The sequence below is a fragment of the Mucilaginibacter sp. KACC 22773 genome (assembly GCF_028736215.1).
Taxonomy (GTDB): domain Bacteria; phylum Bacteroidota; class Bacteroidia; order Sphingobacteriales; family Sphingobacteriaceae; genus Mucilaginibacter.
In genome coordinates, this window is sequence record NZ_CP117883.1 from 4,188,626 (window position 1) to 4,214,535 (window position 25,910).

Below are 25,910 nucleotides of genomic sequence, written 5' to 3' on the forward strand. Positions count from 1 at the left end.
AAGATGAATTGGGGAAAAGGATTAATTGCGGGCATGGCCATATTCATGCTGTTTATCATATTTATGTGCGTAAAAATGTTTGCTTTACCAGCCGATGAATATGACCACCATTATTATGAAAAAGGGCTTAATTTTGATAAAGATTATGCAAAAGAGAAACAGGTTGTTACAGACCATGCCCAACCGGTAATACGCATAAACGGCAAACAGGTAAGCATAACCTTTATAGCGCCCGCAACAGGCAGCGTCAAATTCATTCGCCCTTCCAGCCAGGCGCTCGATAAAACCTTCTCCATAAACACCGAACTCGGCAAAACTGCCAATCTCGCTGCTGCTGCTCTTGTTAAAGGCCGGTGGAATATGGTATTGGAATGGAAGAGCGACCGAAAATTGTACCTGTACGAAAAGGAAGTAGATATAGAATGAGCAGCAACCAGATAGCTTTTTTTATTGGCCTGTTTGGCAGCGTGCACTGCATTGGCATGTGCGGCCCGCTTGCTTTTGCAGTACCATCGTTTCATTCGCAGTGGTGGATGGTAGTGGTTGATAAATTTGTATACAACGCCGGGCGCGTTATTACTTATACCCTGCTGGGTTTGCTGATAGGCTTATTGGGCAGGCAGCTTTGGCTGGCCGGTTTACAACAAAGTGTGAGCATAATAAGCGGCTTATTAATTATCATGGCCGGCTTTTCGCGTATGTTTAAAATTAAGTTTAGCCAAAGTAAGCTGATGCCCAAAATGTTGGCCCCAATTAACAGACTTATAGGTTTCGCGCTGAAACATAAGGCTGGCCATTTCGCGGTAGGTTTGCTTAACGGTTTCCTACCCTGCGGCTTTGTGTACCTGGCGCTTATTGGCGCGGTAAATACAAGTTCGCCCTATTCATCCGCGCAGTATATGTTCTGGTTCGGGATAGGCACTTTCCCGTTAATGCTGCTGGCCACGGTAAGTATGGGTTTTATCGGGCCGCGGGTTCGCAACCGTATCAATAAAGCCATGCCCTACCTAATGGTATGTTTAGGGTTGTGGTTTGTGCTGCGCGGGTTGGGTTTAAACATCCCCTACCTAAGCCCTGCTACACAATCGCAGGAAATAAACAATTGCCGTTAGGATAGTTCTCAGTCGAAAGTTTAAAGTTCTAAGTCAAAAATGACAAATTCAAGCACAGAACTTAAGGCTTCGGGCTTAGTACTTAAGACTTATTTATAACAAATGCTGAGACACCTGGGTAATAAAAGAACGTACAAGCATAACGTAAAACTTGCTTCGCTGCTTGGGCTTACTGCAGGTTTTGTAAATGCAGCCGGTTTTCTTGGTTTTAGCGTGCTTACCACCAATGTAACAGGGCATGCGGCACTATTTGCCGAGCAAATTGCCCTGCAAAACTGGAAAACAGCCCGGGTAATTGCCTTATGGATGTTCCTTTTTTTAGCCGGAGCATTTGTGTCGAGTTTTATTATTTCCCGGATAGGCAAAAATCAGCGTTATTCTTACGTAATACCCATTTTAATTGAAACTACCATACTGCTCAGCGTTGCAATATTGGGCTACCGGTATGATCATAGTTTAGTGGGAAAAGAAATATTTGCCGGTAGCCTGCTATTTGCCATGGGGCTGCAAAACGCGCTTGTATCAATGGTTTCGGGCTCGGTTGTACGTACCACCCACCTTACCGGTACATTTACCGACCTGGGAATTGAACTTGCCCAGTTTTTCAGGCGTAAAGCAGAGGACAGGACAGCCTTAAAAGCAAAAATAAAATTACGCATGGCTATTATCCTCTTTTTTATGTGCGGCGCATTGGCAGGTGCCTATATTTTTCGATGGCTGCATTTTTATTGTTTTTTCGTCCCTGTTATCATATTAATATACACCTTATTGTATGATATTTTCCGTATTGCGGTTAAACAATATTACCGGAGTATGCAAGGCCGTTTGAAAGGGCCGATTTAAACACTGCTATCTAATATTTTTTAATTACTTCCAACGGGCTACTGTAATCTTTTTAGATCCTACTCGTAACATGTTTAGTCAAACATCGACTTTGAACACTGGCTGAGACTCACCCGGCGAGGCTGCGCCCGCAACCCTCCTTCGGCTTCGCCGGAAAGAGGGGCTTGAAAATTTATTGTTTATTTTTTCTATATAATATATTGATATTCAGTATTCAAGCCCCTCTTTCCACCGCAGGTGAAGAGAGGGTGACAAGCGCAGCGATGTCTGGTGAGTCTTAACCGCCATGCGATATACGTCTTTTCCCAAGTAACGAATCATACATCTCCCCCGTTTTATTTTCCTGCGTACTTCCCCCCGGGTGTGACCAGCGTCACTTTTTGGGGTGCCTGTTGTCATGGTGCGCCCTGCAAATTCCAGGGATATTTGCGGTATAAAAATAAATTGAATCATGGAAACTACAATGAGTACCCGTGTCCAATGGACCACCAAACCAACAACAGAAAAAAACACCCAAAGTTTAACTTACAAATGGAACACCTTTGTAAATAGCCAGGCCGATAGTAAAACATTATGGTTTCTGGTATCACTGGTTTTTCAGGGTGTATTTTTTTTACCGGTACCCGCCATATTGTTATATTATTTTAACGCCCCTATACTTGTTTTGGTTGTAACCTTAACGTTATTTTTTGCCAACATTATTGCTGGTATGGGCGGCGCCGGCATTAAAACCTTGCTTACCCTGTTTGCTGCAAGCATAGCGCTTCATGCCCTGATGCTTATTGTATTTACTATTTAATATACCTATGATACCTCAAAAAATGAAAGCAGCCGTAATACGTGAGTTTGGCGCACCACTACAAATTGAAGACGTGGAGGTTAAAACCCCGAACGCAAACCAGATATTGGTTAAAGTAATTTCCTGTGGTGTTTGCCACACCGACTTGCACGCCTGCAATGGCGACTGGCCGGTAAAACCCAAACTACCCCTTATTCCGGGTCATGAAGCTATTGGCTATGTTGTGGCCCTGGGCGCCGAAGTGAAGAACGTAAAAGAAGGAGATATTGTAGGTGTGCCCTGGCTGCACAGCGCCTGCGGCTGTTGCGAGTTTTGTATTACAGGCTGGGAAACCCTTTGCGGAACCCAGCAAAACGGTGGCTACAGTGTAGATGGCGGCTTTGCCGAGTACGTTTTGGCCGACCCGCGTTATGTGGCGCACTTCCCTGCGGGCATTAATTTTACCGAGATGGCGCCTATTATTTGTGCCGGTGTAACGGTGTATAAAGGATTAAAAGAAACGGAAGTGAAACCTGGCGAATGGGTAGCTATATCCGGCGTTGGTGGCTTAGGCCACCTTGCTGTGCAATATGCCAAGGCCATGGGCATGCACGTGGCGGCAATTGATGTTGCTGATGACAAACTGGCACTCGCCCAAAAATTAGGCGCCGAACTGGTTGTTAATGCTAACGAACAAGATCCTGGCGCGTACCTGCAAAAAGAAACCGGCGGTATGCATGGTGTTTTGGTTACGGCAGTATCGCCAATAGCTTTTAGCCAGGGGATCTCGGCGCTGCGCCGCAAAGGTACCATCGCGCTTAACGGCTTGCCCAAAGGTGCCTTTGACCTGCCTATATTTGAAACCGTGCTTAACCGCTATACGGTAAGAGGATCAATAGTTGGTACCCGTAAAGATATGGAAGAAGCCATTGCGTTTGCGGTTGAGGGCAAGGTTAAAGCAACCGTACACGCCGCCAAATTAGAGGATATCAACACGGTGTTTGACGATATGAAAGCCGGCAAAATTGACGGCCGCGTTGTATTAGAGATAGCCAAACCATAAAATATCGCCCCAAAAATCAACATCATAATCCAAACAAAAGCCAGGAACCTAAAAGTTACCTGGTTTTTATTTGGGCTAAAAAATACTATGGACATAAGCTTAAGGCAGAATGCGAAAATCAGGCTGAAGCCAACGGCAATGAACTAATGCATAAAGCTACCGTGTACCAACATCTTTTCAACAAAAAATGTCATTTCGACGAGGTACGAGGAGAAATCTTCTACGCCTTGCTATATCTACAATACTTCGTGGAATGTAGGGCGTAAAAGATTTTTCGCTGCGCTCAAGAGATAGTTTCTCCTCTCCCCCTGTACACAATCCCCTTCAGATTCGTCGAAATGACATTTTGTTTTTAATTGACACTCAATTTTTATATAGCCATACTAAACAGCTGCGATGCAGGTTTATCGGCCCATAGGCGGGCGTCGAGGCACATGCAAATATTGCGCAGGTAGCGTTTGCCAATTTCGGTAACAGTCATCCCCAGGGCAGTTAGTTCAACCAGGCCGTCATCTGCCAGGGCATTTAATCGCTCCAGGCCATCAGCTACGGCAGCGCAAGGCTGGCCATGATGGTTCCACACTGTTTGGCCTTTGCACATAATGTTCAGGATATGTTTCCTTACAATCAAATCCTCTGCAGTTAAAATATGGCCTTTAAACACCGGCAGTTGCCCTGCAGTTGTAAGTTGCAGGTACTCGTCAACCGTTTTTACATTTTGGGCAAAAGCATACCATGAATCGCTTATAGATGATACGCCCAAGCCAATTTGCAACTGTGTATGCTGGTGGGTGTACCCCATAAAATTACGATGCAGTTTGCCATTTTGTTCTGCGTGTAAAAGCTCATCGCCGGGCAGTGCAAAATGATCCATACCAATTTCATGGTAGCCGTAGTGCATTAGCAAAGCCCTGCCTGTTTCGTGCAGTTTGGTTTTGGCGGCAGCATCGGGCAGGTCCTGCTCAGTAAAACGCCTTTGGCCGGGTTTTATCCATGGCACGTGGGCATAACTGTAAAAAGCAATCCTATCCGGCCTGAATAAGGCTACCTTGTTCATGGTATCGGCAAGGCCGGCCAAAGTTTGCAAAGGCAGTCCGTATATTAAATCGTAATTGATTGATGTATAGCCTATCCGGCGGGCCTGCTGGGTTACGGCCATCACCTGATCGGGAGTTTGATGCCTGTTGATGATAAACTGCACTTTGGGGTCAAAATCCTGTATCCCCAATGAAAGCCTCCTGAAACCAAGATCATACAAAACCTGCAGGTGATCTACCGTTGTATTTGCCGGGTGCGCCTCAAAACTAAATTCGGCATCAGGATGAACTTTGGCTTTTTTAATAATGCCATTTATCAGCATTTGCAGGTTTTTGGGGGCAAAAAAAGTAGGTGTACCCCCGCCCAGGTGAATTTCCCTTATTACGGGCATATCGTTAAACATTGCTAAATAAATAGCCCATTCTTTTAAAACAGCCGCTATGTAAGGTTCCTCCACCCTGTGGTTTTTGGTGATACGGGTATTGCAGCCGCAATAGGTACACAGGCTTTCGCAATAAGGTAAATGAATATATAAACTGATGCCCGATTGGGCATTGCTTTCTGTAAACGAAAATTTAACCGATTGCTGCCACAATTCGGGGCTAAAGGTATTGGCATCCCAATAAGGCATTGTTGGATAACTGGTGTAGCGCGGAACAGCTACATTATATTTATCAGTTAGCAGGAGCGATTTATTTTCCATTATTAACGTCTGTCGTTATGTTGTTGGTTACCGTTTTCCGGCATTCTTTTGAACATGCGCAGGCTTTGCCTACGCATTTATTTTGCTGCCACAAATCAAGGCTTGATATGGTTGAGTTGGCAATTTCCTGCAATGCCTCGCGGGTAAGATATGCCTGGTGCGGAGTTACCAGCACATTGGGATGCTCCATCAGCTTATTTAGCAACGGATCTTTTACAGCATCTTTTTGATGATCTTCAAAAAATAAACCTTTCTCAAATTCATACACATCAATACCCAGGTATCCTATTTTGCCGCTTTCAATTGCCGAAAGCGCATCCGCAGTATTAATAAGCAAGCCGCGCGAGGTATTTATCAGCATTACGCCGTTTTTCATTTTCGAAATACTTTCGGCGTTTATCAAATGCTTTGTACCGGTAGTTAACGGAACGTGCAGGGTTACGATATCTGCATTTTGCAGTAAATAATCAAGCGATACCGGTTTAGCATAAATTTCATCGGCCGGAAAAAATGGGTCGTAGCCAATAACGTTGCAGGCCAGCCCATGATAAACAGCCGCCGCGGCCCGCCCGGTATTGCCTAATCCTATTATCCCTACGGTTTTTCCGGCAAAGTTAAAGCCGATGAGGCCGTCGTTCCTGAAATCAAACGCGTGGCTATGCTGATCGGCCTTCACAACCTGCCTGTTAAGGGCAAAGGCCATAGCTACGGCATGCTCGGCAATGGCTTGCGGTGAATAAGAAGGTACGTTTGCAATTTTTATATGATGCGCGGCGGCGGCATCTTTATCGATATGATCGGTACCGGACGATCGGGTAACGATATATTTTACCCCAAGTGCAGCCAGTTTTCCTATTACAACGGCCGAAACATCATCATTGGTAAATACAATTACAGCGTCTTTACCTTCGGCATAAATAGCAGTATCGGGCCCCAATGGATTTGAAATCAGGGTGATATCGTGTTTTTTTTGATTGGCCTTGGCCAGGTACTCTTTTTCGAAAGGTTTTATACTGTAGGCTACCGCTTTCATCGTATCTTGTTTATAAAAACAAAACTACAATTGCATAAGCAGCAATAGAATGAGCACTATCAACTCAATAAATGATTATTATCAGTTTTTCATTTTAGATAACTTTTCGGGCTGAAGAATTGTAATCAGGCTGCCTTTTTTTTCTATTATTCCTTCGTCTTTAAAGTCAGACAGCGTGCGGCTTACCGTTTCGGTAGCCATGCCGGCCATGGCGGCCAGGTCTTCGCGGGTAATTTTAATCCCATCACTATCCGCATGCTGCCGGTGCAGTCGGCATAATGCTTCGGCCATTCTTTTACGTACCGAGTGATAAGCCAGCTGCATCAACTGATCTTCTTTATCACGAATATCATTGGCAAGTAACTTGATAAATTCCCGGGCCACTTCGGGGTAATGGCTCAGCAAGTGATCTATCTGGTCTTTAGGGATAAGGCAAAGCGTGCTATCTTCAAGCGCAGTAGCTGTATCTGAAAAGGGTTCGTTAGATAAAATAGCATTAATACCCAGGTAATCTTCACCAACGTAAATACCAGTCATCAGTTCGCGTCCGTCCTCGGCAAGTTTTATTGTTTTTATACGGCCGGTTATTACAAGGTAAAGGCCGTTACCTTTATCACTCTCGTAATAAATTACCTGGTTCTTTTTAAAATGGCGGCTTTTACGCTCGCTGATTATCTTCCTTAATTCGGCCAGGCCGTCATTTTTTGCTATCAGGCCGCCCAGCCTGTCTAACGATTTACTGTAAAAGGTTTCGTGCAGTTCTTTTTTCTTCAACCGGCTTTCAATAGCATTTAAAAGTTCCATGTCATCAAAAGGCTTGGTAAGGTAATCATCAGCGCCCATTTCCATGCCTTTACGCAAATCCAGCCTTTCGGCTTTAGCCGTTAAAAATATAAAAGGAATGGCAGCTGTTTCAGGGTTTTTGTTCAGCATATATAATACGCCATAACCGTCCAGTTCGGGCATCATGATATCGCATAAAATAATATCCGGTAACTCTTTTACGGCAATCTCTACCCCTTTTTTGCCATTATTGGCATCAAAAACCTGGTAGTTGGCAAGCTCCAGAATTTCAACCACGTTTTCGCGGATGTCGTTATTATCTTCAATGATCAAAACTTTTTTACTCATGATATTGGAAAAGTTATTGTGAACAATGTACCCTGGTTAATATTGCTTTTAAACTCAACACGGCCATTCATTAAACTGGTATAGCGTGCAACAATATTAAGGCCCAATCCCGTACCGGGAATATTGCCCGTATTATGCGCACGAAAAAATGCCTCAAACAAATGTTTCTGATCGGTATCAGGTATGCCAATGCCGTTATCTTTTATAGTTATAATACAGTTGCTATCGGCAATTTCGGTATTAAACTCGATAAAAGTATTCTCGCCCGAATATTTGATGGCATTTGACATCAGGTTAATAACACAATTTTTAAGCAGGTTAGGGTCGAGGTTTACTATACTGCGCGTGCCGGTGTGCTGATAAATAATACTTTGGTTTTGCTTGGCAACCATTTGCAGCTCTTCGGTTATTTCTTCCGAAAATTTCACCAGGTCAAACGGTGTACAGGTTGGCTCAACCCGGCCGGCCTCCAGTTTCTCGAGCGACAGAAAATCGTTAAGGATGGTTGTTAAATTGCCAACCGCGTTTTTAATTTTTGCTACATGCTTGCGGATGTTGGCATTATCATAAGGCTGGGCATATTTTTCTATTAGCGACGCCGATAGCTGCACGGCGCTTAAAGGCGTCCTGAACTCGTGCGAGGCCATAGATACAAAACGGCTTTTTAAATGCCCCAGTTCCTTCTCTTTTTCAAGCGAAACACTCACCTCTTCTTTTGCCTGTTGCAGTGCGCCTACTGTATTTTTAAGTGTTTGTGTACGCTGCTCAACCAAATCTTCCAGGTGGGCGGCATAATCCCGCAACTGCTCCTCGGCTTCTTTTTCCCTTGAAAGGTCGTGTATAAAACCGGCGTAAATCTTTCTGCCGGCAAAATCAACTTCGCTTACTGCGAGCCTGAAGGGGAAGGTTGTACCATCTGTTCGTAAACCCGTAACCTCCCGGCCGATGCCTATAATATGAGGATCGTTTGTTTGCTGATAACGGTGGATGTACTCGTCATGTTGTGCCTTATATGGCTGCGGCATCAGTACCGATATATTTTTGCCAATAACATCTTCCGGCGTACACAAAAACAGCTTGCAAGCCGAAGGGTTAATCGTTTCTACGATGCCCCGTCCGTTGATAGTAATTATACCATCAATGGCGTTTTCAATAATAGCTTTTAGTAAGGCCGCATTTTCCATATACAGGTGTTTTCCATAAACTGATAAACATCACAAATATTAGCATAAACAGCCGATTAAAATATAATTGTTTTCATGTATAAATGTGACGATGATCATTTTTTATTCGTTTACGCTATAGTGCCTTGCCCGGCCGCCCGGTAAACTGACAACAAACATGTACTATAATGTTCGTTGTCATGTTTTGAGCAATAAATAACTTAAACCTTTACGTTGTATTTGATGGATATTAACCTAATAAAAATAAACATGAATAATGCAGAGATACAATTTCTTGAAGGCCCGCAATCAAGGTTAAGCGAACTCAAATTTACGTTTAAAACCATGGCCGATCTGATACACGGCGTTAGGGCCCTGCATTTTATTGGCCCATGTATAACCGTTTTCGGATCGGCCAGGTACCCGGAAGATCACCCTTACTACCAGCTTACCAGGAAGGCGGCCGGCGAATTTGCCAGGCTTGGTTTTACTATTCTTACGGGTGGCGGCCCCGGATTGATGGAAGCTGCCAACCGTGGCGCCAAAGACGTTGGGGGCCGCTCGGTTGGCTGTAATATTCAGCTGCCGGTTGAACAAAAGCCCAATCCCTACCTCGATAAGTGGGTGTACATGAAGCACTTTTTTTTGCGTAAGGTTTTACTGGTAAAATACTCGTTCGCATTTATAGTGATGCCTGGCGGCTACGGCACTTTAGACGAATATTTTGAAGCGCTTACCCTTATCCAAACACATAAAATAAACAATTTTCCGGTAATCATTTTCGGCACAGAATACCACAAAGAACTGGTTAAGCATATACAGGTTATGAAAGAGAACGCCACAATAGGCGAACTTGACGCCAGCCTTTGCCTGGTTACCGATGATATTGAAGAGGCTGTAAACCTTATCAAAGAAAAAAGCATTAAACAATATGGCCTGAAAGCAAAAGCTAAGCCTAAACCAATTAAATGGCTGTTTGAGCGTGCCCTTAATTAACTTAAAGATGACCACGATCATTTTTTATTTATAAAAGGCCGGCTAATTTTACCGGCCAAGCAATAATGCAATCTTAAATAATTAGTAAATTAAATATGCAATCTACCACATCAATGTCTGCACGCTCTTTACAGTACTATGTAATAGCGCGGCGCTGGTTATCCGATCTTGAGTTTTTTAAGATAGAAACATCATTCCTGCAAAGGTTATTGGATAAGCATATTGCCAATTTGCAGGATGCCAATCATATCCATAAATTAATTGCCGCCGGGAAAGCTTTAAAACACCTCCAGGATACAGAAGTTGAAGAGTTGCTGGCAAGGCAGGTAAGGCTGCTGGAACTCATGTCTGAAGATATTATACCCAAAGATACCGATGCACTTGCACCTACCCAGGTAAAGCTGGCCTATTTTATGACCAACCTTACCCGCGAATTCAGGCAGGTTAAGCAAGATCTGTTTAATTTGGTACTGGATACCGCACAAGTTAATAAAACTATTACCACCTAATTGACGCCTTATTATTAACAGTTAAAGCGCCTGTTTATACGGGCGCTTTTTTATTTCCGGGCAACAACGTTATATTTAAGCATCTGGCTATTACGGGTAACAAAAATTCATGGGTGTCAACTTCAAATGGTAAAATAAAAAAACACAATCGGCAAAGCTGCTATCCTTCCTTTAGGCATCCGATTATTGCATTCTTCCACCTCCTCTCAAAACCGGCAAAATCATTAATCGGGACGTTTGGGGTTACAAAAGGTATATTTTATATCAGCACCTTCAGGCAGGTACACTGAATTTTGTTAACTTTCAAGCATGAATAAACCGGGCCTGTTTAAACTTTTGATCTTCTTTATTATCTCACTGGGGGTATTATTATCCGTTTACCAGTTTCTTTACAACAGAAGTTTATGGAATGATGAAGCTACATTATCTTTAAATATTATCCATAAAAGCCCTGCTAAATTACTTAAACCGTTAGATCTTGCCCAAGTTGCCCCTTTGTTGTTTTTGGAAATTGAGCATTTCACCTTTTATTTTATTTCAGGAACCGAATACGGATTAAGGTTGTTCCCTTTATTGAGTTTTATAGCCTCCATATTCTTTCTATATCAAATTCTTAAAATTGTCTTTAAAAATCGCTCAACACATATTTTTGCTTTATCGCTATTTGTATTTAACTCTGTTTTACTTTACTATTCAAGTGAGGTTAAGCAGTATATGAGCGATGTACTGGTTGCCAATATGCTATATTATTGTTTAATAAAAACCTATAAGCGCGATTTCAACAGGTACGTTACCCTTGCTATTGTTGGCGCAGTATCAATTTTTTTATCAAACATCTCTATTATCATATTATTTACATTTGGCTTATACCTCATTTTTGATAGCTACAAAAAAAAGGCATGGCATCCGGGTATTACCTATGTATTTTTAACATGGTCAATAACGTTTGGAATATATTATTTTTCCTTCATCCTAAACCACCCGACTAGAGATTATATGGTAGGGTATTGGTCAAGAGAACAGGCGTTCCTTCCCCTAAACCCATTAAGCCGGAGTTTTTATCTTTTCCTTTTCGCAAAAAGCCAGATGGTTTTTTACTTCTTGTTCGGGTACGGCAGCCTTGGGAAGATTTTTTTTCCTTTACTATTTTTAACTGGCATTTTTAATTTATACAGCAGAAAAGCATTTGGCAGTATCATGCTCATCACATTGCCAATTATGGTGCATTTAGCACTATCCGGGCTCAAAATGTATCCTTTTGATAAGCGCCTGATATTGTATCTGTATCCAATTTTTATTATCGCAATAGCTTTTGGATTTGACCTTTGCAGGGTAAAGCTGGCAGGCATAGTTAAACCTAAAGTACTTGCGAAGCTGGCAGCGGTTGTGGTAGTTATACCCATCTATTTTTGCTCCTTCGTTTACTTTAATTCTTTCCCAATGGTGCATACGGAGATAAAACAGAGCATTAATTTTATCAAATCCAGGCTGGAGGATAACCAGCGGGTGTATGTTTACTATGATTTAGTGCCGGCTTTTACATATTATAACCAAACCCGGTTTATGAACCTAAAGAACCCCGTTACTTATGGATTTTACGACCCGGACCGAAATAACTATATAAACCAGTTGAAACTATTGAAAGGTAAAAATTGGCTTTTGCTAAGTTATGAAGGTACGGATGCAGAAAAATTTATAATTGGTACATTAGATAAATTGAAATACAAAAAAATTGAATCATATACATTTGGCGGCGCAAGCGCATATTTATATGACTTTGGTAACCAATAACGTATCCCCGGCAATGGCCCGCACATGGGGCTGGTTGTTGTAACAACCCAGTCGGGATGGCTATGGCTTTTATCCCTGTGCATCAGTAACAGTTAAATACCGCACAAGTTTAATAACACTATTACAACCTAATTGAAGCCTTATTATTAACAGTTTGACCGTTTGCTTATGCGGGTGTTTTTTATTTCCTCCGGAGTTTTATCGTGTTTAAAATCAAAATTAAACATGCCCAAAGTCATTATTTAAGGGCGTTCAATCATCGATTTTTACGCTATAATCCCATTAGCATGAAATCGAATTTAACCAAGTGCATTTTGTTGGCAGGCATAACCATGTTCACGCTATCAGGTGCCGGCGTTGACAGTGCATTTGCGTTCAACAATAACATTAACCCTGCTGATAGCTTAGGCAACGAGATTCAAAAGCAATTAGCCGATAAGGATGTAAGGCTGCAATTATACTACCCCAAATCGGTAAGCCGCTTATATACACAAGCGGGCTTTATGCCGGTGTGGATAAAACCGCAAAACTATGAAGGGCCAGCCTGGCAAGCCATGCAAATGATTGATTGCGTTTTGCAATTCGGACTTTCGCATGCCGACTACCATCCTAAAGAATTGATTAATGATCAATTACATAACATATTGGATACCCCAAAAAAGGTGCGAATTCAGCAACAGGCCATGTTTGATATTATGCTGACGGATGCCATCATTAACCTGATTAATAACCTGCATTACGGAAAGCTAAACCCCGAGTACCCGGCAAGCAAAATTGACGCTTTGACCGATGCGGCCTTCATGGCCGATAAAACACTGACGCTTGCCCTGCTGCAAAAAAAATTAATAACAGCCATAGCTGCAGTTCAGCCTGCCATGCCTGAATACGCAGACCTGCGCCGAAAACTTTACCTGCTTGAAGGCCTCCGCCAAAATAATTGTTACGAGCTTCCGCAAGCGCAGGAACGCAAGATTGCTATTAATATGGAACGACTGAGATGGATAAATACGGGCGACAGGTATTACATACATATCAATATTCCATCGTACACTTTAAAATTGCATATTAAAGATTCGACCTGTAGTTTTAAAGTTATTGTAGGCAGGCCAGAAACGCCAACACCAACCCTGCAAAGCGCCGTTAACTATTTAACAACTGCCCCCGAATGGAAAGTTCCTGCAGCAATGTTCGCCGGCACCGTATTGCCAAACGCTATTAATGATACCGCGTACCTTAACAATAACAATTACGGCATATATAGCCAGGCCGGCGACTTTATTAACCCAACCCCGGCGAACCTAACCAAAATAAAAAACAATCCCACGCAATACTATGCCAGGCAAACCATCGGCTGCGACAATGCGCTTGGGCTGGTGGTATTCCGTTTTGATAACGTTTATAAAATATACCTGCATGATACCCCGCAGCTATCGTTATTTGCCAAAAAGAACCGGGCTTTAAGCAACGGCTGTATCCGCATTGAACAAGCACGCCGGTTTGCAATACTTTTATTAAAAAATGACGACTCGGCCGACAAGCTCAAGGCACTGGATAAAGGACTGAACACTTATTTTAAGCAAAACATCTACCTTAAGAAAGCCATGCCCATCAAAATCACTTATTTAACCTGCGAAATAAAAGATGGCGAACTGATAAGCCTTACCGACATCTATAACTTAGATAACAGCCTGGAGATGGCTTTCTATGGCACCGACAAACTTTTATAAGTTTCCTTTATGTGTAGGATTTGGAAAAACGTTAAACTCAATCGCTCAATATGTACTTACCGTTTTTTCAATCCCCTATCTACTTTCCAATTATTCTTTACAGCTTTCACCTGGCAAATCGATTTGGTTAATATTCCCCCCTATCCTACCTTCACCAGGAAACTTCCGTTTAATAACGATGGTTTGTTGTATTCAAATGGCTGGCCATCGGGCCTGGTCATTACGGCGCCACTATAAACGGCAATGGCCTGGCCGGCGGCGGTATCCCACTCCATAGTGGGGCCATGGCGGTAGTAAATATGGGCTTTACCTTCGGCTATCAGGCAAAACTTAATGGAACTGCCAATGGAAATAGTAGCCGAAACAGGGTATCGCGCCAGCAGCTCCGCTTCCTCAGCTGATGCATGCGACCGGCTGCCTACAGATATCCATTCCTTCGCGTTCACATCGGCATAAATTTGCGTTTTTCCGCCTTCGGCTGTTTCTTTCCAGCTGCCAATCCCTTCACCTCCATAATAAAGCACATCGGTTACCGGTACGTAGATGATGCCTAAAACGGGGATATTGTTATGCATAAGCGCAATGTTCACGGTAAACTCGCCGTTGCGTTTAATAAACTCCCTGGTGCCGTCAAGCGGATCAACACACCAGTAGTACTCCCAATTTTTCCTGGTCTCATAGGGAATATCCTTGCCTTCTTCAGAAATTATAGGGATATCGGGAGTAAGCGCGGTTAAACCTTCGGTAATAATATCATGTGATACCTTATCCGCCAGCGTTAAGGGCGACAAGTCATCTTTCAGTGTTACTTGGATGCGCGTATTATAAACGCTTAAAATACCAGAGCCGGCTTGCTTGGCTAATAACAATAACGCTGTAAGTTCGGCTGGCGAGATGATTGAGGTGCAATTTTCCATATGGCTTCACAAAACGTTAGGTTTGATTTTTAATCAACGCCCTCTTCAATAAATGCTTTCATATCGGCTTTTGTGCTGATGGTTTTCTTTTCATGATGTTCATAATGAAAATCTTCCAGCTTTTGAAGCAGGTGCTGTAGCGTAAGTTTCTCCGGAATGCTGAGCTTGCCGGTTATCATTTTGCCTGCATAGCTGGTATCCACAAAAACCTCGTATAATAACTGCTTGCCCTTATCGGTAATACCCACGTACTTGCCGCGTTTGTCTTCCGGGTTGTCCCATTGCCTGGCCAGGCCAGCAGCTATCAGCCTCCTGATCACCTCTGTGCCCGACGTTTTTTCCTGCAGGTTGTAGTTAATCAGCTCGCTTTTTGTTAAATGGTCATGCGTAAGCAAAATAGCCAGCCCGGTAAATTCCTCGGCGGTTTGCAGGGGGGTGCCATCCAGCGCTTTTTTAATATAGAATTTGGCATAACGGCTCATGAAAACAAACAGCCTGCCTATATTATTATCAAGCTGGTACGCCACTTCAAGAGCCATTTTTTCGCTTTTACCAAAACGGACATCACCATTAACATATTCGTCTGTTGGGTCGGCTACATGGTTAAGTAAAAAACCGGTAAAATCCTGAATAGAAACTTCATCGCCTTTGTGCTCTTTCTCCATCTCTTCTACAAGGCTTATCAATTGATGAATGAGTTTGTATGATTTCATGATTTTTCTATTTACCGGTTACTACCATTTGTTGCCAAATTTATAAGTTTTATCTTGTTATGCTGTTTTCTGCTTTTTGAACTCCGAATAAGCTCTACTATAAGCCGTTTGCGGATCTTTTTCGAGCTTAAAGCCTTTGAACAAATTTATAGTGCGCAACAGCGTTAATTTATAAGCGGGCAAAACAGGCGCATCAATGCCCAGCATATCGGCAACATCAGCACCCAGTAAATAACGCATTAGCCCAAGTATCTCTTTGGCTGTAGCTTTACCCTCGTTAACCGATACGATATGTGTTGTAAGTGTTTGTGTAAGCCGGCGGCCATGTTCCGAAACGCAAAACTGGCGGGCATTAATGGTATGGTCAAGCAGCTGGGCCATTTTTGAGGTTGTGGGGATTAAATCCTCCTGAAGGCCTGATAAATAGCCGATAACATTCCATAAGTGAATATAGGCCTCCTGGTCGGCCTCACTCACGGTAAAGCCCATAAGACGCAGACCACGGATAACGATTAGGGAAAACGAAAGATTAGTACCGGCCATATCTTCCTGGTTGATAGGAAATCCCCAGGCATCGTCCCATTTGCCGCTTTGCAGCGTATAGTAGCGTACGGCGGCATGCATTAGCCTTACCTTCAGTATTTCGGTAAAACCATTCCCATCGCCTGCAAAAGCGCCGGGCGCCATTATTTCCCAAACAAATACTGCGGTTTCGTGCAGTCTTTTACTGGTTTCATTTCTCATCCGCTCAGAGAGATAGAGCACCATGGCGCCATTGGCAGCGGTGTAACAATACGGAAGCGAAAGCAGGCCCAGCAAAGTCATGATAGTTTCGGCATGCCTTGCAAAAAAAGCCGCCCCGCTTTTCATTAGCCTGGGGCTGGCCCATGCCGGCAAACAATTGGCTTCATTTATGAAAGCTATACCCGGAAATTGCTCAGTTAACCGGCTATAGCCCGCGGTACCACTTAACCAAAGCTGCAAATCCTTTTTCAAACCGGCATCCTTAAAAGCCTGGGCAATAAACGCATCTGCAGGCTGGTCGCCCAGCAATCTTTTGCCGTTCAAAAACTCGTTGGTATAAGTATTGTGCCCACTCATTTTAATTCATCGATTGAATAATAGCTTCTGCGGCAAACCTTCCGCTCTTCATTGCTGCATTAATCGAGCCAATTCATTTACCTGTTTATAATTCTATTTCTTTGGGTTGAACACCCGGTTTTGCGTACGCCAGGCGGCCCAAAGGCTGCGGCAGGTAATAGCTATCCAATCCAGACACCGTCATGGTGCCCGCGGCAACATGATTCACCGTTCCGTCATCGGCTATCAGGCTATCATCGGCCATTAGTAATACTACCTCGCCTATCACCATGGTAGTGCCATTTATTGCCAGCTCTGTCATCTCCCGCAGTTCGAGCCCCATCCGCAAGGTGGAGTTTGCAACAAAGGGTGCCAGGAAACCCCGGCTATACATTTTTTTAAATCCGCACTCGTCAAATTCCGACACGCCAGACGGGTAGCTTGCACTGGTTTGATGCGCCTGCTTGTACCATGCCGGCAGCACATTGTTAAGGGTATATTGCCCCACCTGGCTAATGTTACGCAGGGTATCATTATGTTCGCGCTCGGGCCGGATGATCATACCGAACAACGGCGGGTTTGACCCAAGGTGAAAAACCGAACTAACCAAACACAGGTTGGTTATACCATTGGGGTTAATGGTACCCAACAGGTTAAGCGATTTAAAGCCGTTTAAACTATTTACCAGGTTAACCCGGTACCGTTTTTCCATAGCCGCAAATTGCCCGCTATTAATACTTGCCATATCAGTTTGTTTTCAATTTACCCAATCCGCCATCAATACCTATAACCTGGCCCGTTATCCAGCTGCTATCGTCCGACAATAAAAAAGCAATGGCCTGGCTAATATCTTCGGGCTGCCCATATTTACCCATGGGGTGCCTTTTTGCTGATGCTTCCTTTTTTTCGGGGGTACTTAACAGGTTTTGCGCCATGGGGGTATCTGTTAACGATGGCGCAACAACGTTTACCCTTATTTTTTGACCGGCCAGTTCGGCCGCCAATGACAGGGCCATCCCTTCGAGCCCGCTTTTAGCTGCCGCTATACTGGCGTGATATGGCATACCTGTTTTTGCCGCTACCGAACTTACAAATACTACAGATGATGAACCCGAGGCCTTTAACGCTTTTAGCGCCTGCTGCACAACCCGGGCCGCACCTACCACATTTAGCTGGTAATCATTCAAAAAATCAACATCGGTAAGCCTGCCGAATGGCTTTAAATTGATGCTGCCAACAGCGTAAACTACGCCGTGCAATACTTCGGGGAAAAAAGTGGCTGCAGTTTCCAGATTGCCGGTAACATCAGCTGCCAGGTGCTTAACACCCTGCGGCAAACTGGCAGACAGGTTCCTGGAGATGACATAAACCTGTGCCCCGGCCTGGCTAAGCTGTTTAACCAGGGCCAGCCCGATGCCCGAGCTGCCGCCCGCTACCACAATATTTTTGCCATGGAAATTCATGAGCCTATGTGTTTAAGAAATTCATTTTTTGTTTCGGGGTTAAGGAATTTGCCGCTGTACTCGGCCGTAATAGTTGTACTGCCTGTATCCCTTACACCCCGGCTGGAAACGCAATGGTGGTAAGCATCTACTATTACCGCCACGTCATCTGTCCCCAAGGCCTCTTTTACGAGGCCTGCAATTTGTATCGTAAGCCTTTCCTGTACCTGCGGCCTTTGCGAGCAGTATTGAACAATCCTGTTAAGTTTTGACAAGCCAATTACCTGCCCGTTGCTGATATAAGCAACATGAGCTTTGCCCACAATAGGCACAAAGTGATGGTCACAATTGCTAAATACCGCTATATTTTTTTCAACCAGCATCTGGTTGTAATTAAATTGGTTTTTAAAAAGCGTGGGCACAGGCTTGTTAGCCGGGTTTAAGCCGCTAAATATCTCCTTAACATACATTTTGGCAACCCGCTTAGGCGTATCTTTCAGGCTATCATCGTCCAGGTCCATGCCTAACACATGCATAATGCCGGCAAAATGCTTTTCAATCAATTCTATTTTAGTTTCATCGTCAAGCTCAAAAGCGTCGCTGCGCAGGGGTGTATCAAATGCCGAACCAGCATGTTCCAGTGCAGCATCGGCAAAATCGTTGCCCCTATCGTTTTTAATTAAAGTATCGTTGTTTATCATTAATATATTTGAGTGTTCGGTGTACAATTCAACCCAGGTTTATAATTGGCGCCATTTTTTTAGCAAGTTCATTGTGGCGGCGTTGCTTATCCCCTATCCATGAATAAATTATTACGTTTAAAAGTATCAGGTCCATACCATAAAAAACATCTTCAACGGGTATGGTCAGGATGCGGATATTGAGCATTTGTGCCGGGTTATACCAAACAACCGGCTGCTGCAAACCTGTGCCAGTAAGCAACCCGTTCACAATTAAAAATGGCAATAATAATATAAGGTAACTCACATAAAAACCGGGTAACCAGGTTACCTGCAAAACAAACCTTGCTACAAAAACCAGGATGGCCAGCGCCGTAAAAGTGAAGGTTGTGTAGCTTAAATTCCTGAAAAACACCGCCATAAAAACCGATGAAGCTAACAGGGCAATGCTAATGGCAGATTCCAATGTCTTTGGTATATTTTTCTTGATGAGCATATTAAGGCACACGTAAGAAAAAACACAGGAATAAGGAATACATAAAAAAAACAATACTTCCTCAATAGGCAGGTTACCTACATTTATCCCGATAAGGTAAGCCGGATTAAACCCCCATATTTTCAGGTGGGTAAAATACATGTCCCACCCAATAAAAAGCAAACCCGTAATAAGCACTGCCGGAAAAAAGGCCGGCCAGCTTTTGTAAAACTTTAGCTTTGGATGAAACGAAAACAGAAAAGGTACCAGGATTGAAAAAAAATCAATCAACAGATAAGTGTTTTTCATGCGGGCTGACTGTTTTTGTTTTCGCGGAAATATTTAAGAGGAACCCATAGCATGCCAAAACATTCACCTTCTTCTTTCCCAATATGCTTATGGTGCATTTTATGCGCCCTGCGAATGGCCTTTAAATACCGATTTTGCGAGTTGCGCAATACTTTAATGCGTTGATGTATAAATAAATCGTGCACAAAAAAGTAACAGGCACCATACAGCGTAATACCGGTACCCACCCAAGTAAAAACCGGCATAGCCCCTAAGGTACCCACAGCCAGGCAACTGATACCCGGTATAGCGAAGATGAGAAAAAACAGGTCATTTTTTTCCAGGTATCCGGGCTGTTCTTTTTTATGATGATCGCGGTGCCATACCCATAACAAACCGTGCATTACATATTTGTGGGTGAGCCAGGCAACACCCTCCATGCCCATAAAAGTGATTATGATAATTAGAGCGTTCATTATTGCAGATTAATTGGGGTTATTGGTAATAATTTGCGCGCACCTGCTCAAAGCATATCTTTAGCCATTCTGTATAATCGGCAGGATGTTCATACAACTCCCGGGCAAGGTCTTCAAGGCTGATGTACCTGTAGGCTTCTACCTCACCGGGCGATGGATTGGGCGCTGTATTGCTTACGCCAAAAAATACGTGGTCATATTCGTTTTCAACAATGTTTGCCTGCAATACCGAGCGATAGCTGAAACTAAAAACGTGGTTTAGCGGGCAATCCATACCCATCTCTTCCATTAAGCGGCGATGGGCGGCCTCAAGTGTATCCTCACCAGGCCTCGGGTGGCTGCAGCAGGTGTTTGTCCATTTACCGCCCGAGTGGTACTTATCCAGTGCCCGTTGCTGTAACAGCAACTCGCCTTTCAGGTTAAAAACAAATACCGAAAATGCACGGTGCTTTTTATCCTTCAGGTGGGCCTCCATCTTTTCCATGGTGCCCACCTGGTTATCATCATCATCAACCAAAATAACACGCTCTTCCATCGTACCTGTATTAAATTATCAATTACTTTTGGGGGCCGCCAAAGCTTTATTTACCATCAGTTTTAAATCGGTATCATCAAGTTTGTAACGGTTGGCCCTTAAAAATGCTCCGTCTTTTTGCAAACTACCATTGTATCCTAAAAACGCCGGGGCATTTGCCTGTATGTTGTAACGCAACAACCGCATCTCTACATTCAGTGTATCGCGGACTATGGCGTTTTCCATTATTAATTTACCAGCGTTGAATTTTTTGAACTTACTGAAAGGGCTGCCGGTAAACCTGGCCTGTAAAACCTGGGCCACACCTTTGTAACAACTCAGTATAGGCGCCGCGCTGCTATCAACTGTTGTGGTAAGCTGCAGCAATTTTGCCGACGAGTCTTTGTCGGTTACCGCATACCTGTAAAGCGACCGCAACTGTTTTAGGGGAGGCCCCTGCTGCTGCGGGCTAAATAAGGGAAGCATCAGCGTAATATATAGGGCAAGCTTCATAACACGTTTAACTTGTAGCGCACCAGCGAATCAAACATCAGCCAAAATTTATGCCCGTTTGATACCCGGATCCGTTTATCCAATACTTTTTCGGCCGGTACATTGGCAATTTTACGAAACAGCTGCCTGTAATAAACATAGGCCAGGTAAACCCCTTTCCGGCATGACCGCGGCAGCTGCCTGATACCGGCCAGGGCATCATTAAACTCGCGATGTATATCCTCCTCAATAGCCTTTTTATCACTATCAGAAAAAGCAGACAGGTTTACCTCCGGAAAATAGGTGCGGTTAAGTTCCCGGTAATCGGCGTTGATATCACGCAAAAAATTTACTTTTTGAAAAGCCGACCCCAGTTTCATAGCCGGCAGGCGCAGCCGCTCAAAATCGGCAGCGTTGCCGTTGGTAAACACATGCAGGCACATCAGCCCCACCACCTGTGCCGATCCAAGAATGTATTCTTCATACTTATCCGGTGTATATTCCTGTGCGGCCAGGTCCATTTCCATACTTTTTAAAAACTGCCTTATGAGGCCGTGTTCAATGCGGTATTTATTAACCACCTGCTGAAACGAATTAAGCACCGGGTTTATACTGATGCCGCGGCTAATGGCCAGGAAAGTTTCTTCCTTAAATTCTTCCAGCAAGGCAGCTTTGGGGTACTCATGAAAACTATCTACAATTTCGTCGGCCAGCCTCACAAAGCCATAAATGGCGTAAATGGGCGCCCGCAGCTCCTTCTTCAAAAAATAGATGCCCAGCGAAAAACTGGTACTATACAGCCGGGTAGTTTCCCTGCTGCATGTGGCAGATAACTTGTCGAATGTCGCTTTCATTTATTTTGGTTAATGTAGTTGATCAGTTGACGGGCCGAAACCTTGCCCGATATGATTGACGGCGGCACACCGGGGCCCGGCACGGTAAGCTGCCCGGCATAAAACAAATTATTTACCCGGCGATTGCTGATGGATGGTTTTAAGTTGGCCGTTTGCATCAGCGTGTTGGCCAGCCCATAGGCATTCCCCTTGTATGAATTATAATCGGCCATAAAATCATTTACGCAATAGCTTTTTTTATAATCAAGCTGTTTGCGGATAGCTATGCCCGTAAAATCTTCCAGTCTATCCATAATCAAATCAAAATATTTGGCCCTCAGGGTATCATCATCATTAATTCCCGGCGCAAGCGGCATCAGGATAAACAGGTTTTCGTGACCGGGCGGCGCCACAGCATCATCCGATTTTGACGGACAGCAAACATAAAAAAGCGGTTTCGACGGCCATTGCGGTTCCTTATATATTTCCACCGCGTGTTGTTCAAGGTCGGCATCAAAAAAAAGGGTGTGGTGGTCAAGGCGGTCAATTTTGCAGGTTACGCCAAGGTAAAAAATGAGGCTCGATGGCGCCATCACCCGCTTATCCCAATAAGCTTCTTTATAGTTTCTGAACCGGGGCTCCAGCAGCTTCTCTTCCACATGGTGGTAATCGGCTGCGGCTATAACGCCATCATAAGCCTTACTGTCATCGCCGGTAACAACGGCCGAAACCCGGTTTTTATCAACCCTGATAGCAGTAACCGCGGTACCGGTTTTAAATTTTACCCCCTGCGATGCGCAAACTTGCTGCATGGCATCTATTACTTTGCCAAAACCACCTTTTGGGTACCAGGTACCCAACTGCAGGCCCGCATAATTCATAAGACTGTATAAAGCCGGAGTATCCCGGGGCATGGCGCCCAAAAACAATACCGGGAACTCCATAAGCGCAATTAGCTTAGGGTTTTTAAAAAACCCGCGCACATGCTTGCTAAAAGCGGTGAACACCTGCAGTTTAAAAACACCTTTAAACAGGTCCCAATCCAAAAATTCGGTAAGCGACAAACCCGGCTTGTAAACCAGTTTATCCATCCCTGTTTTATATTTATAAGCGGCCTCGGCCAAAAACGCCTTTAATTGCGCCGCGCTACCCGTTTCTATCGATTCAAACAGCCGGCATAAAGCATCAAAATCGGCAGGTATGACCAATACATCATTTTTGCCAAACACTACCGTAAAACCGGGATCCAGTTGCTGCAATTCATAAAAATCCGCCGGTTTGCAGCCAAAGTCGGCGAAGAATTTTTCGAACACTTCGGGCATCCAGTACCAGCTTGGCCCCATATCAAACATATACCCGTTATCGGTAGTTAACTGCCTTGCCCTGCCGCCTGTTACCGCATTTTTTTCAATCACATCCACCTGGTAACCGGCTTTGGCCAGGTACGCAGCAGCACTTAACCCGGCAAAACCCGAGCCTATAACAGCAATGTTGGTAGTATCGTTCAAAATCACTTAAATGATTGTTTATGTAAATATGGATTATCGTTGGGGATAAACCAATTATTGAATAAACAAATATAGTACTTAATTGTATTTAATAGCAATAAAATAATACAATTAAGTACTAAAAAAATGAATATAGCAGATGATGCAGGAATAAATGGATTTTAATTGCTTAAGCTCCCCATGTTTTAAAAGAAAAACTTTAAAAACAGTGTTTGTATGCCCAACCTTTACCAGGTAAGTTAGGATAGCCCTATATTTGCATAGATTACAGCGTTTAACAGTCGTTTTAATTTTGCGGCGACGAAGTTATATGAAAAAACACCTGCCTATCCTGTTAATAATAGCATTCCTGTTTCCTGTAACTTCAGGAGTTTGGGCGCGGCCGGGCAAAACAGTAAACCCTATTTTATTCAAAATATCATACCAGGCCGAAACCGCCACGCCACAGCTTATCATCGGCGAGGTAACCGGGGCTATTTCTGCCTGCGCCGGTACCGCGTCTGCAAGTCCGGCCATCCAGCAATTCACGGTTTCGGCAAGCGGCTTATCTGCCGATGTACTGGTTACGGCACCCGCAGATTTCGAGGTATCGCTTACTGCCGATGGCACTTTTAGCGCAAGTGTTATGCTTACGCAAACATCCGGCTTAATATCCAGCCAGGTGGTTTATGTACGTTCATCGGCACAGGCGGTAGCGGGTAATATTTCGGGCGATGTCGCGCTAACTTCGGGCGATGTAACGCAAACGGCAAGAGTAACCGGGCACATTAACCCCCTGCCCCTGGTTAGCCCAATTCCCGATCAAACCCTGCAAAACGGACAGCTTACCATGGGCGTTATTTTCACCGGCACCGCCCGCATCTTCAACTGGACAAATGACAACACCAGCATCGGCCTGGCCGCCAGCGGAAACCAGGGTATACCTTCGTTTACAGCCGTAAACACGGGTGCTGCGCCTGTTACAGCACATATTACCGTTACCCCGGCGCCGGCAAGCTATGCCTATGCAGCCAACAGTTCGGCCAACTCGGTTTCGCTTATCAATACCATTACCGGCAATACCGAGCAGGTTATTACCGAAGGGATGCCTGCAAACTCCAGCCCGCAGCGGCTGTTGTTTAACCCCGATAAAAGCCTGCTGTATGTCGAAAACGAGGGCTCACATACCATAGCTGTAATTAATACCGTCACCAATAAAGTAGTCACCACTTTCCCGGCCGGGTTTAATCCCGTCGGCATGGTCATAAGCCCCGACGGCAGCAAGCTATATATTACCGATGGCAGCGCCAACCAGTTAACCACCATCAGCACTGCCGACTACTCCGTTATAAAAACCGTTACCACGGGCGATATCCCATATGATTTAACCATCAGCGCCGACGGTAAAAAATTGTACATCATTAATGCCGGTTCAAACATTGTGCAGTTTTATGATACCGCCACCAGTTATTTTGAATATGCCATCATTACCGGCACAACGCCCAACAGTATTATCATCAGTCCCGATAATAAAACGCTGTACGTAGCCAATTATAACTCGCACGATGTAGCCGTTATAGATATTGCCGCCAGGCGTATCCTGTATAAAATAGATGTTGGAACGGCCGCCAATTGCCTGGCCATAAGCCCCGATGGCGCAAGGCTTTACGTATCCCTGATTAACGACAAAAAAGTTATCGTCATCAACACCCTCACCCGCAGCATTGTAACCCCTATTGATGTAGGCCAAAACCCGGCAGGCATCACCACCAATAGCGATGGCAGCAAGGTTTACGTGGTTAATTCCGTTTCGCCATATATATCCGTTATCAACGCCGCTACCAACGCTGTTACCCAACAAATCCCCGTTCAGTCCGGTGGCAGGTTTATGGCTATTTTAAGCGATAACGAATGTCCCGGTTTGCCCGTTCAGTTTGCTATTACCGTAAACCCGTCGGCGGTTCCGGTTGATATCAGCATCCCCAACAGCTTCTCGCCCAATGGCGATGGCAGCAATGATCTGTGGGCCATTGCCGGCTTAAGCGCCTACCCCCAAAACACGGTAGAAGTATTTAACCGGTACGGCCGGCGGATATTCAGATCAGCCGGCTACAGCACCTCCTGGGACGGTACCTTTAACGGCCATCCCGTTCCGCCGGCCACCTATTACTACATCGTAAACCTGAAAAACGGCAGGAAGGCGCTATCGGGCAGTGTAACGGTGGTGAAGTAGTTTGCAGTTTTGAGTGGGCTGTATCGCATGGCGGCGAAGACTCACCCGGCAACGCTGCGCTGGCCACCCTCTCTTCGGCTTCGCCGGAAAGAGGGGCTTAAAAATTTACTAATTGTTTTTTTTATAATATATTGAAAATGAATGTTCAAGCCCCGCCTTCCACCGCAGGTGAAGAGAGAGCGTGGCGGGCGTAGCCCGTCTGCCCCTCCGCTTCGCGCATAGAGGGGCCAAAAAATTATTTTTCTTTCCTCAACCCTCTTTGCGGCGCAGCCGGAGGAGGGTCGGCCAGCGAAGCGTAGCCGGGGTGAGTCGTAGCCGGCGTTCAACCGAAGGTTTATGCCCCCCGAACACGTCATGTATAACCCTAAAATCTCGCGAAATTCTGAAAGAAAG

The 25,910-nt window shown here is 44.4% G+C and carries 26 protein-coding genes; 10 read left to right on the top strand and 16 right to left on the bottom strand.

What is annotated here, in order from left to right:
- Positions 1-3 precede the first annotated feature (3 nt).
- The 5 genes from PQ469_RS17035 to adhP all read left to right on the top strand — a co-directional run bounded on the left by PQ469_RS17035 (position 4) and on the right by adhP (position 3,796).
- Positions 4-426, top strand: coding sequence for a FixH family protein (locus PQ469_RS17035; RefSeq protein WP_274208761.1), 423 nt, complete (start codon positions 4-6; stop codon positions 424-426).
- Positions 423-1,112 carry a sulfite exporter TauE/SafE family protein gene (locus PQ469_RS17040; RefSeq protein WP_274208762.1) on the top strand — a complete coding sequence of 230 codons (690 nt, stop codon included), beginning with the start codon at positions 423-425 and terminating at the stop codon, positions 1,110-1,112. Before PQ469_RS17035 ends, PQ469_RS17040 begins: the two co-directional genes overlap by 4 nt.
- 102 nt (positions 1,113-1,214) lie before the next feature.
- Entirely contained in the window at positions 1,215-1,955 is a 741-nt protein-coding gene (locus PQ469_RS17045; protein ID WP_274208763.1) for a YoaK family protein, read from the top strand.
- Between the two features lie 451 nt (positions 1,956-2,406).
- Positions 2,407-2,754 (top strand): hypothetical protein, encoded by a 348-nt coding sequence (locus tag PQ469_RS17050; RefSeq protein ID WP_090653113.1) that lies wholly within the window; start codon positions 2,407-2,409, stop codon positions 2,752-2,754.
- 7 nt (positions 2,755-2,761) lie between these two features.
- Positions 2,762-3,796 carry an alcohol dehydrogenase AdhP gene (gene adhP / locus PQ469_RS17055; RefSeq protein WP_274208764.1) on the top strand — a complete coding sequence of 345 codons (1,035 nt, stop codon included), beginning with the start codon at positions 2,762-2,764 and terminating at the stop codon, positions 3,794-3,796.
- A 370-nt stretch (positions 3,797-4,166) separates the two neighbouring features.
- Here the strand turns inward: adhP and hemN are convergent, their stop codons facing one another.
- The 4 genes from hemN to PQ469_RS17075 form a co-directional block, all read right to left on the bottom strand.
- Positions 4,167-5,537, bottom strand: a complete 1,371-nt coding sequence (gene hemN, locus PQ469_RS17060) for an oxygen-independent coproporphyrinogen III oxidase (protein WP_274208765.1) — start codon at positions 5,535-5,537, stop codon at positions 4,167-4,169.
- Entirely contained in the window at positions 5,527-6,570 is a 1,044-nt protein-coding gene (locus PQ469_RS17065; protein ID WP_274208766.1) for a 2-hydroxyacid dehydrogenase, read from the bottom strand. Before PQ469_RS17065 ends, hemN begins: the two co-directional genes overlap by 11 nt.
- A gap of 81 nt (positions 6,571-6,651) precedes the next feature.
- Positions 6,652-7,701, bottom strand: a complete 1,050-nt coding sequence (locus PQ469_RS17070; RefSeq protein WP_274208767.1) for a response regulator — start codon at positions 7,699-7,701, stop codon at positions 6,652-6,654.
- A complete protein-coding gene (locus PQ469_RS17075; RefSeq protein WP_090653118.1) occupies positions 7,698-8,885 on the bottom strand; it encodes a PAS domain-containing sensor histidine kinase in 1,188 nt (395 codons plus the stop codon). The genes PQ469_RS17070 and PQ469_RS17075 overlap by 4 nt, the downstream gene beginning before the upstream one ends.
- Before the next feature lie 249 nt (positions 8,886-9,134).
- On the opposite strand from PQ469_RS17075, the gene PQ469_RS17080 reads away from it, so the two are divergent.
- From PQ469_RS17080 to PQ469_RS17095, 4 genes are all read left to right on the top strand, one after another.
- The gene (locus tag PQ469_RS17080) at positions 9,135-9,860 is read left to right on the top strand and encodes an LOG family protein (protein ID WP_090653148.1); all 726 of its coding nucleotides are present in this window, start codon (positions 9,135-9,137) and stop codon (positions 9,858-9,860) included.
- 113 nt (positions 9,861-9,973) lie between these two features.
- Positions 9,974-10,369 (top strand): hypothetical protein, encoded by a 396-nt coding sequence (locus PQ469_RS17085; protein WP_274208768.1) that lies wholly within the window; start codon positions 9,974-9,976, stop codon positions 10,367-10,369.
- Between the two features lie 309 nt (positions 10,370-10,678).
- Positions 10,679-12,160 carry a glycosyltransferase family protein gene (locus PQ469_RS17090; protein ID WP_274208769.1) on the top strand — a complete coding sequence of 494 codons (1,482 nt, stop codon included), beginning with the start codon at positions 10,679-10,681 and terminating at the stop codon, positions 12,158-12,160.
- Positions 12,161-12,447: 287 nt separating this feature from the next.
- Positions 12,448-13,887, top strand: a complete 1,440-nt coding sequence (locus PQ469_RS17095; RefSeq protein ID WP_274208770.1) for a L,D-transpeptidase scaffold domain-containing protein — start codon at positions 12,448-12,450, stop codon at positions 13,885-13,887.
- Positions 13,888-14,027: 140 nt separating this feature from the next.
- Here the strand turns inward: PQ469_RS17095 and cysQ are convergent, their stop codons facing one another.
- The 12 genes from cysQ to PQ469_RS17155 form a co-directional block, all read right to left on the bottom strand.
- Positions 14,028-14,804: a 3'(2'),5'-bisphosphate nucleotidase CysQ gene (cysQ, locus tag PQ469_RS17100; RefSeq protein WP_274208771.1), complete on the bottom strand. Its 777-nt coding sequence runs from the start codon at positions 14,802-14,804 to the stop codon at positions 14,028-14,030.
- A 29-nt stretch (positions 14,805-14,833) separates the two neighbouring features.
- Positions 14,834-15,517 (bottom strand): MarR family winged helix-turn-helix transcriptional regulator, encoded by a 684-nt coding sequence (locus PQ469_RS17105; RefSeq protein WP_090653124.1) that lies wholly within the window; start codon positions 15,515-15,517, stop codon positions 14,834-14,836.
- A gap of 57 nt (positions 15,518-15,574) precedes the next feature.
- Positions 15,575-16,618: an oxygenase MpaB family protein gene (locus tag PQ469_RS17110; protein WP_274208772.1), complete on the bottom strand. Its 1,044-nt coding sequence runs from the start codon at positions 16,616-16,618 to the stop codon at positions 15,575-15,577.
- Between the two features lie 85 nt (positions 16,619-16,703).
- Positions 16,704-17,342 (bottom strand): flavin reductase family protein, encoded by a 639-nt coding sequence (locus PQ469_RS17115; protein WP_090653126.1) that lies wholly within the window; start codon positions 17,340-17,342, stop codon positions 16,704-16,706.
- A 1-nt stretch (position 17,343) separates the two neighbouring features.
- Positions 17,344-18,060, bottom strand: a complete 717-nt coding sequence (locus PQ469_RS17120; RefSeq protein ID WP_090653127.1) for an SDR family NAD(P)-dependent oxidoreductase — start codon at positions 18,058-18,060, stop codon at positions 17,344-17,346.
- Positions 18,057-18,740, bottom strand: coding sequence for a GTP cyclohydrolase I FolE (gene folE / locus PQ469_RS17125; RefSeq protein WP_274208773.1), 684 nt, complete (start codon positions 18,738-18,740; stop codon positions 18,057-18,059). Before folE ends, PQ469_RS17120 begins: the two co-directional genes overlap by 4 nt.
- 28 nt (positions 18,741-18,768) lie before the next feature.
- Positions 18,769-19,503, bottom strand: a complete 735-nt coding sequence (locus PQ469_RS17130; RefSeq protein WP_274208774.1) for a lycopene cyclase domain-containing protein — start codon at positions 19,501-19,503, stop codon at positions 18,769-18,771.
- The gene (locus tag PQ469_RS17135) at positions 19,500-19,958 is read right to left on the bottom strand and encodes a sterol desaturase family protein (RefSeq protein WP_090653130.1); all 459 of its coding nucleotides are present in this window, start codon (positions 19,956-19,958) and stop codon (positions 19,500-19,502) included. The genes PQ469_RS17130 and PQ469_RS17135 overlap by 4 nt, the downstream gene beginning before the upstream one ends.
- A gap of 19 nt (positions 19,959-19,977) precedes the next feature.
- Entirely contained in the window at positions 19,978-20,493 is a 516-nt protein-coding gene (idi, locus tag PQ469_RS17140) for an isopentenyl-diphosphate Delta-isomerase (RefSeq protein ID WP_090653131.1), read from the bottom strand.
- Positions 20,494-20,511: 18 nt separating this feature from the next.
- Positions 20,512-20,985 carry a hypothetical protein gene (locus PQ469_RS17145; protein ID WP_274208775.1) on the bottom strand — a complete coding sequence of 158 codons (474 nt, stop codon included), beginning with the start codon at positions 20,983-20,985 and terminating at the stop codon, positions 20,512-20,514.
- Positions 20,982-21,818, bottom strand: a complete 837-nt coding sequence (locus PQ469_RS17150) for a phytoene/squalene synthase family protein (RefSeq protein ID WP_274208776.1) — start codon at positions 21,816-21,818, stop codon at positions 20,982-20,984. The genes PQ469_RS17145 and PQ469_RS17150 overlap by 4 nt, the downstream gene beginning before the upstream one ends.
- Positions 21,815-23,305 carry a phytoene desaturase family protein gene (locus PQ469_RS17155; protein WP_274208777.1) on the bottom strand — a complete coding sequence of 497 codons (1,491 nt, stop codon included), beginning with the start codon at positions 23,303-23,305 and terminating at the stop codon, positions 21,815-21,817. The genes PQ469_RS17150 and PQ469_RS17155 overlap by 4 nt, the downstream gene beginning before the upstream one ends.
- Before the next feature lie 310 nt (positions 23,306-23,615).
- Here PQ469_RS17155 and PQ469_RS17160 point away from each other — a divergent pair, with 310 nt between their 5' ends.
- Positions 23,616-25,517 (top strand): T9SS type B sorting domain-containing protein, encoded by a 1,902-nt coding sequence (locus PQ469_RS17160; protein ID WP_274208778.1) that lies wholly within the window; start codon positions 23,616-23,618, stop codon positions 25,515-25,517.
- Positions 25,518-25,910 lie beyond the last annotated feature (393 nt).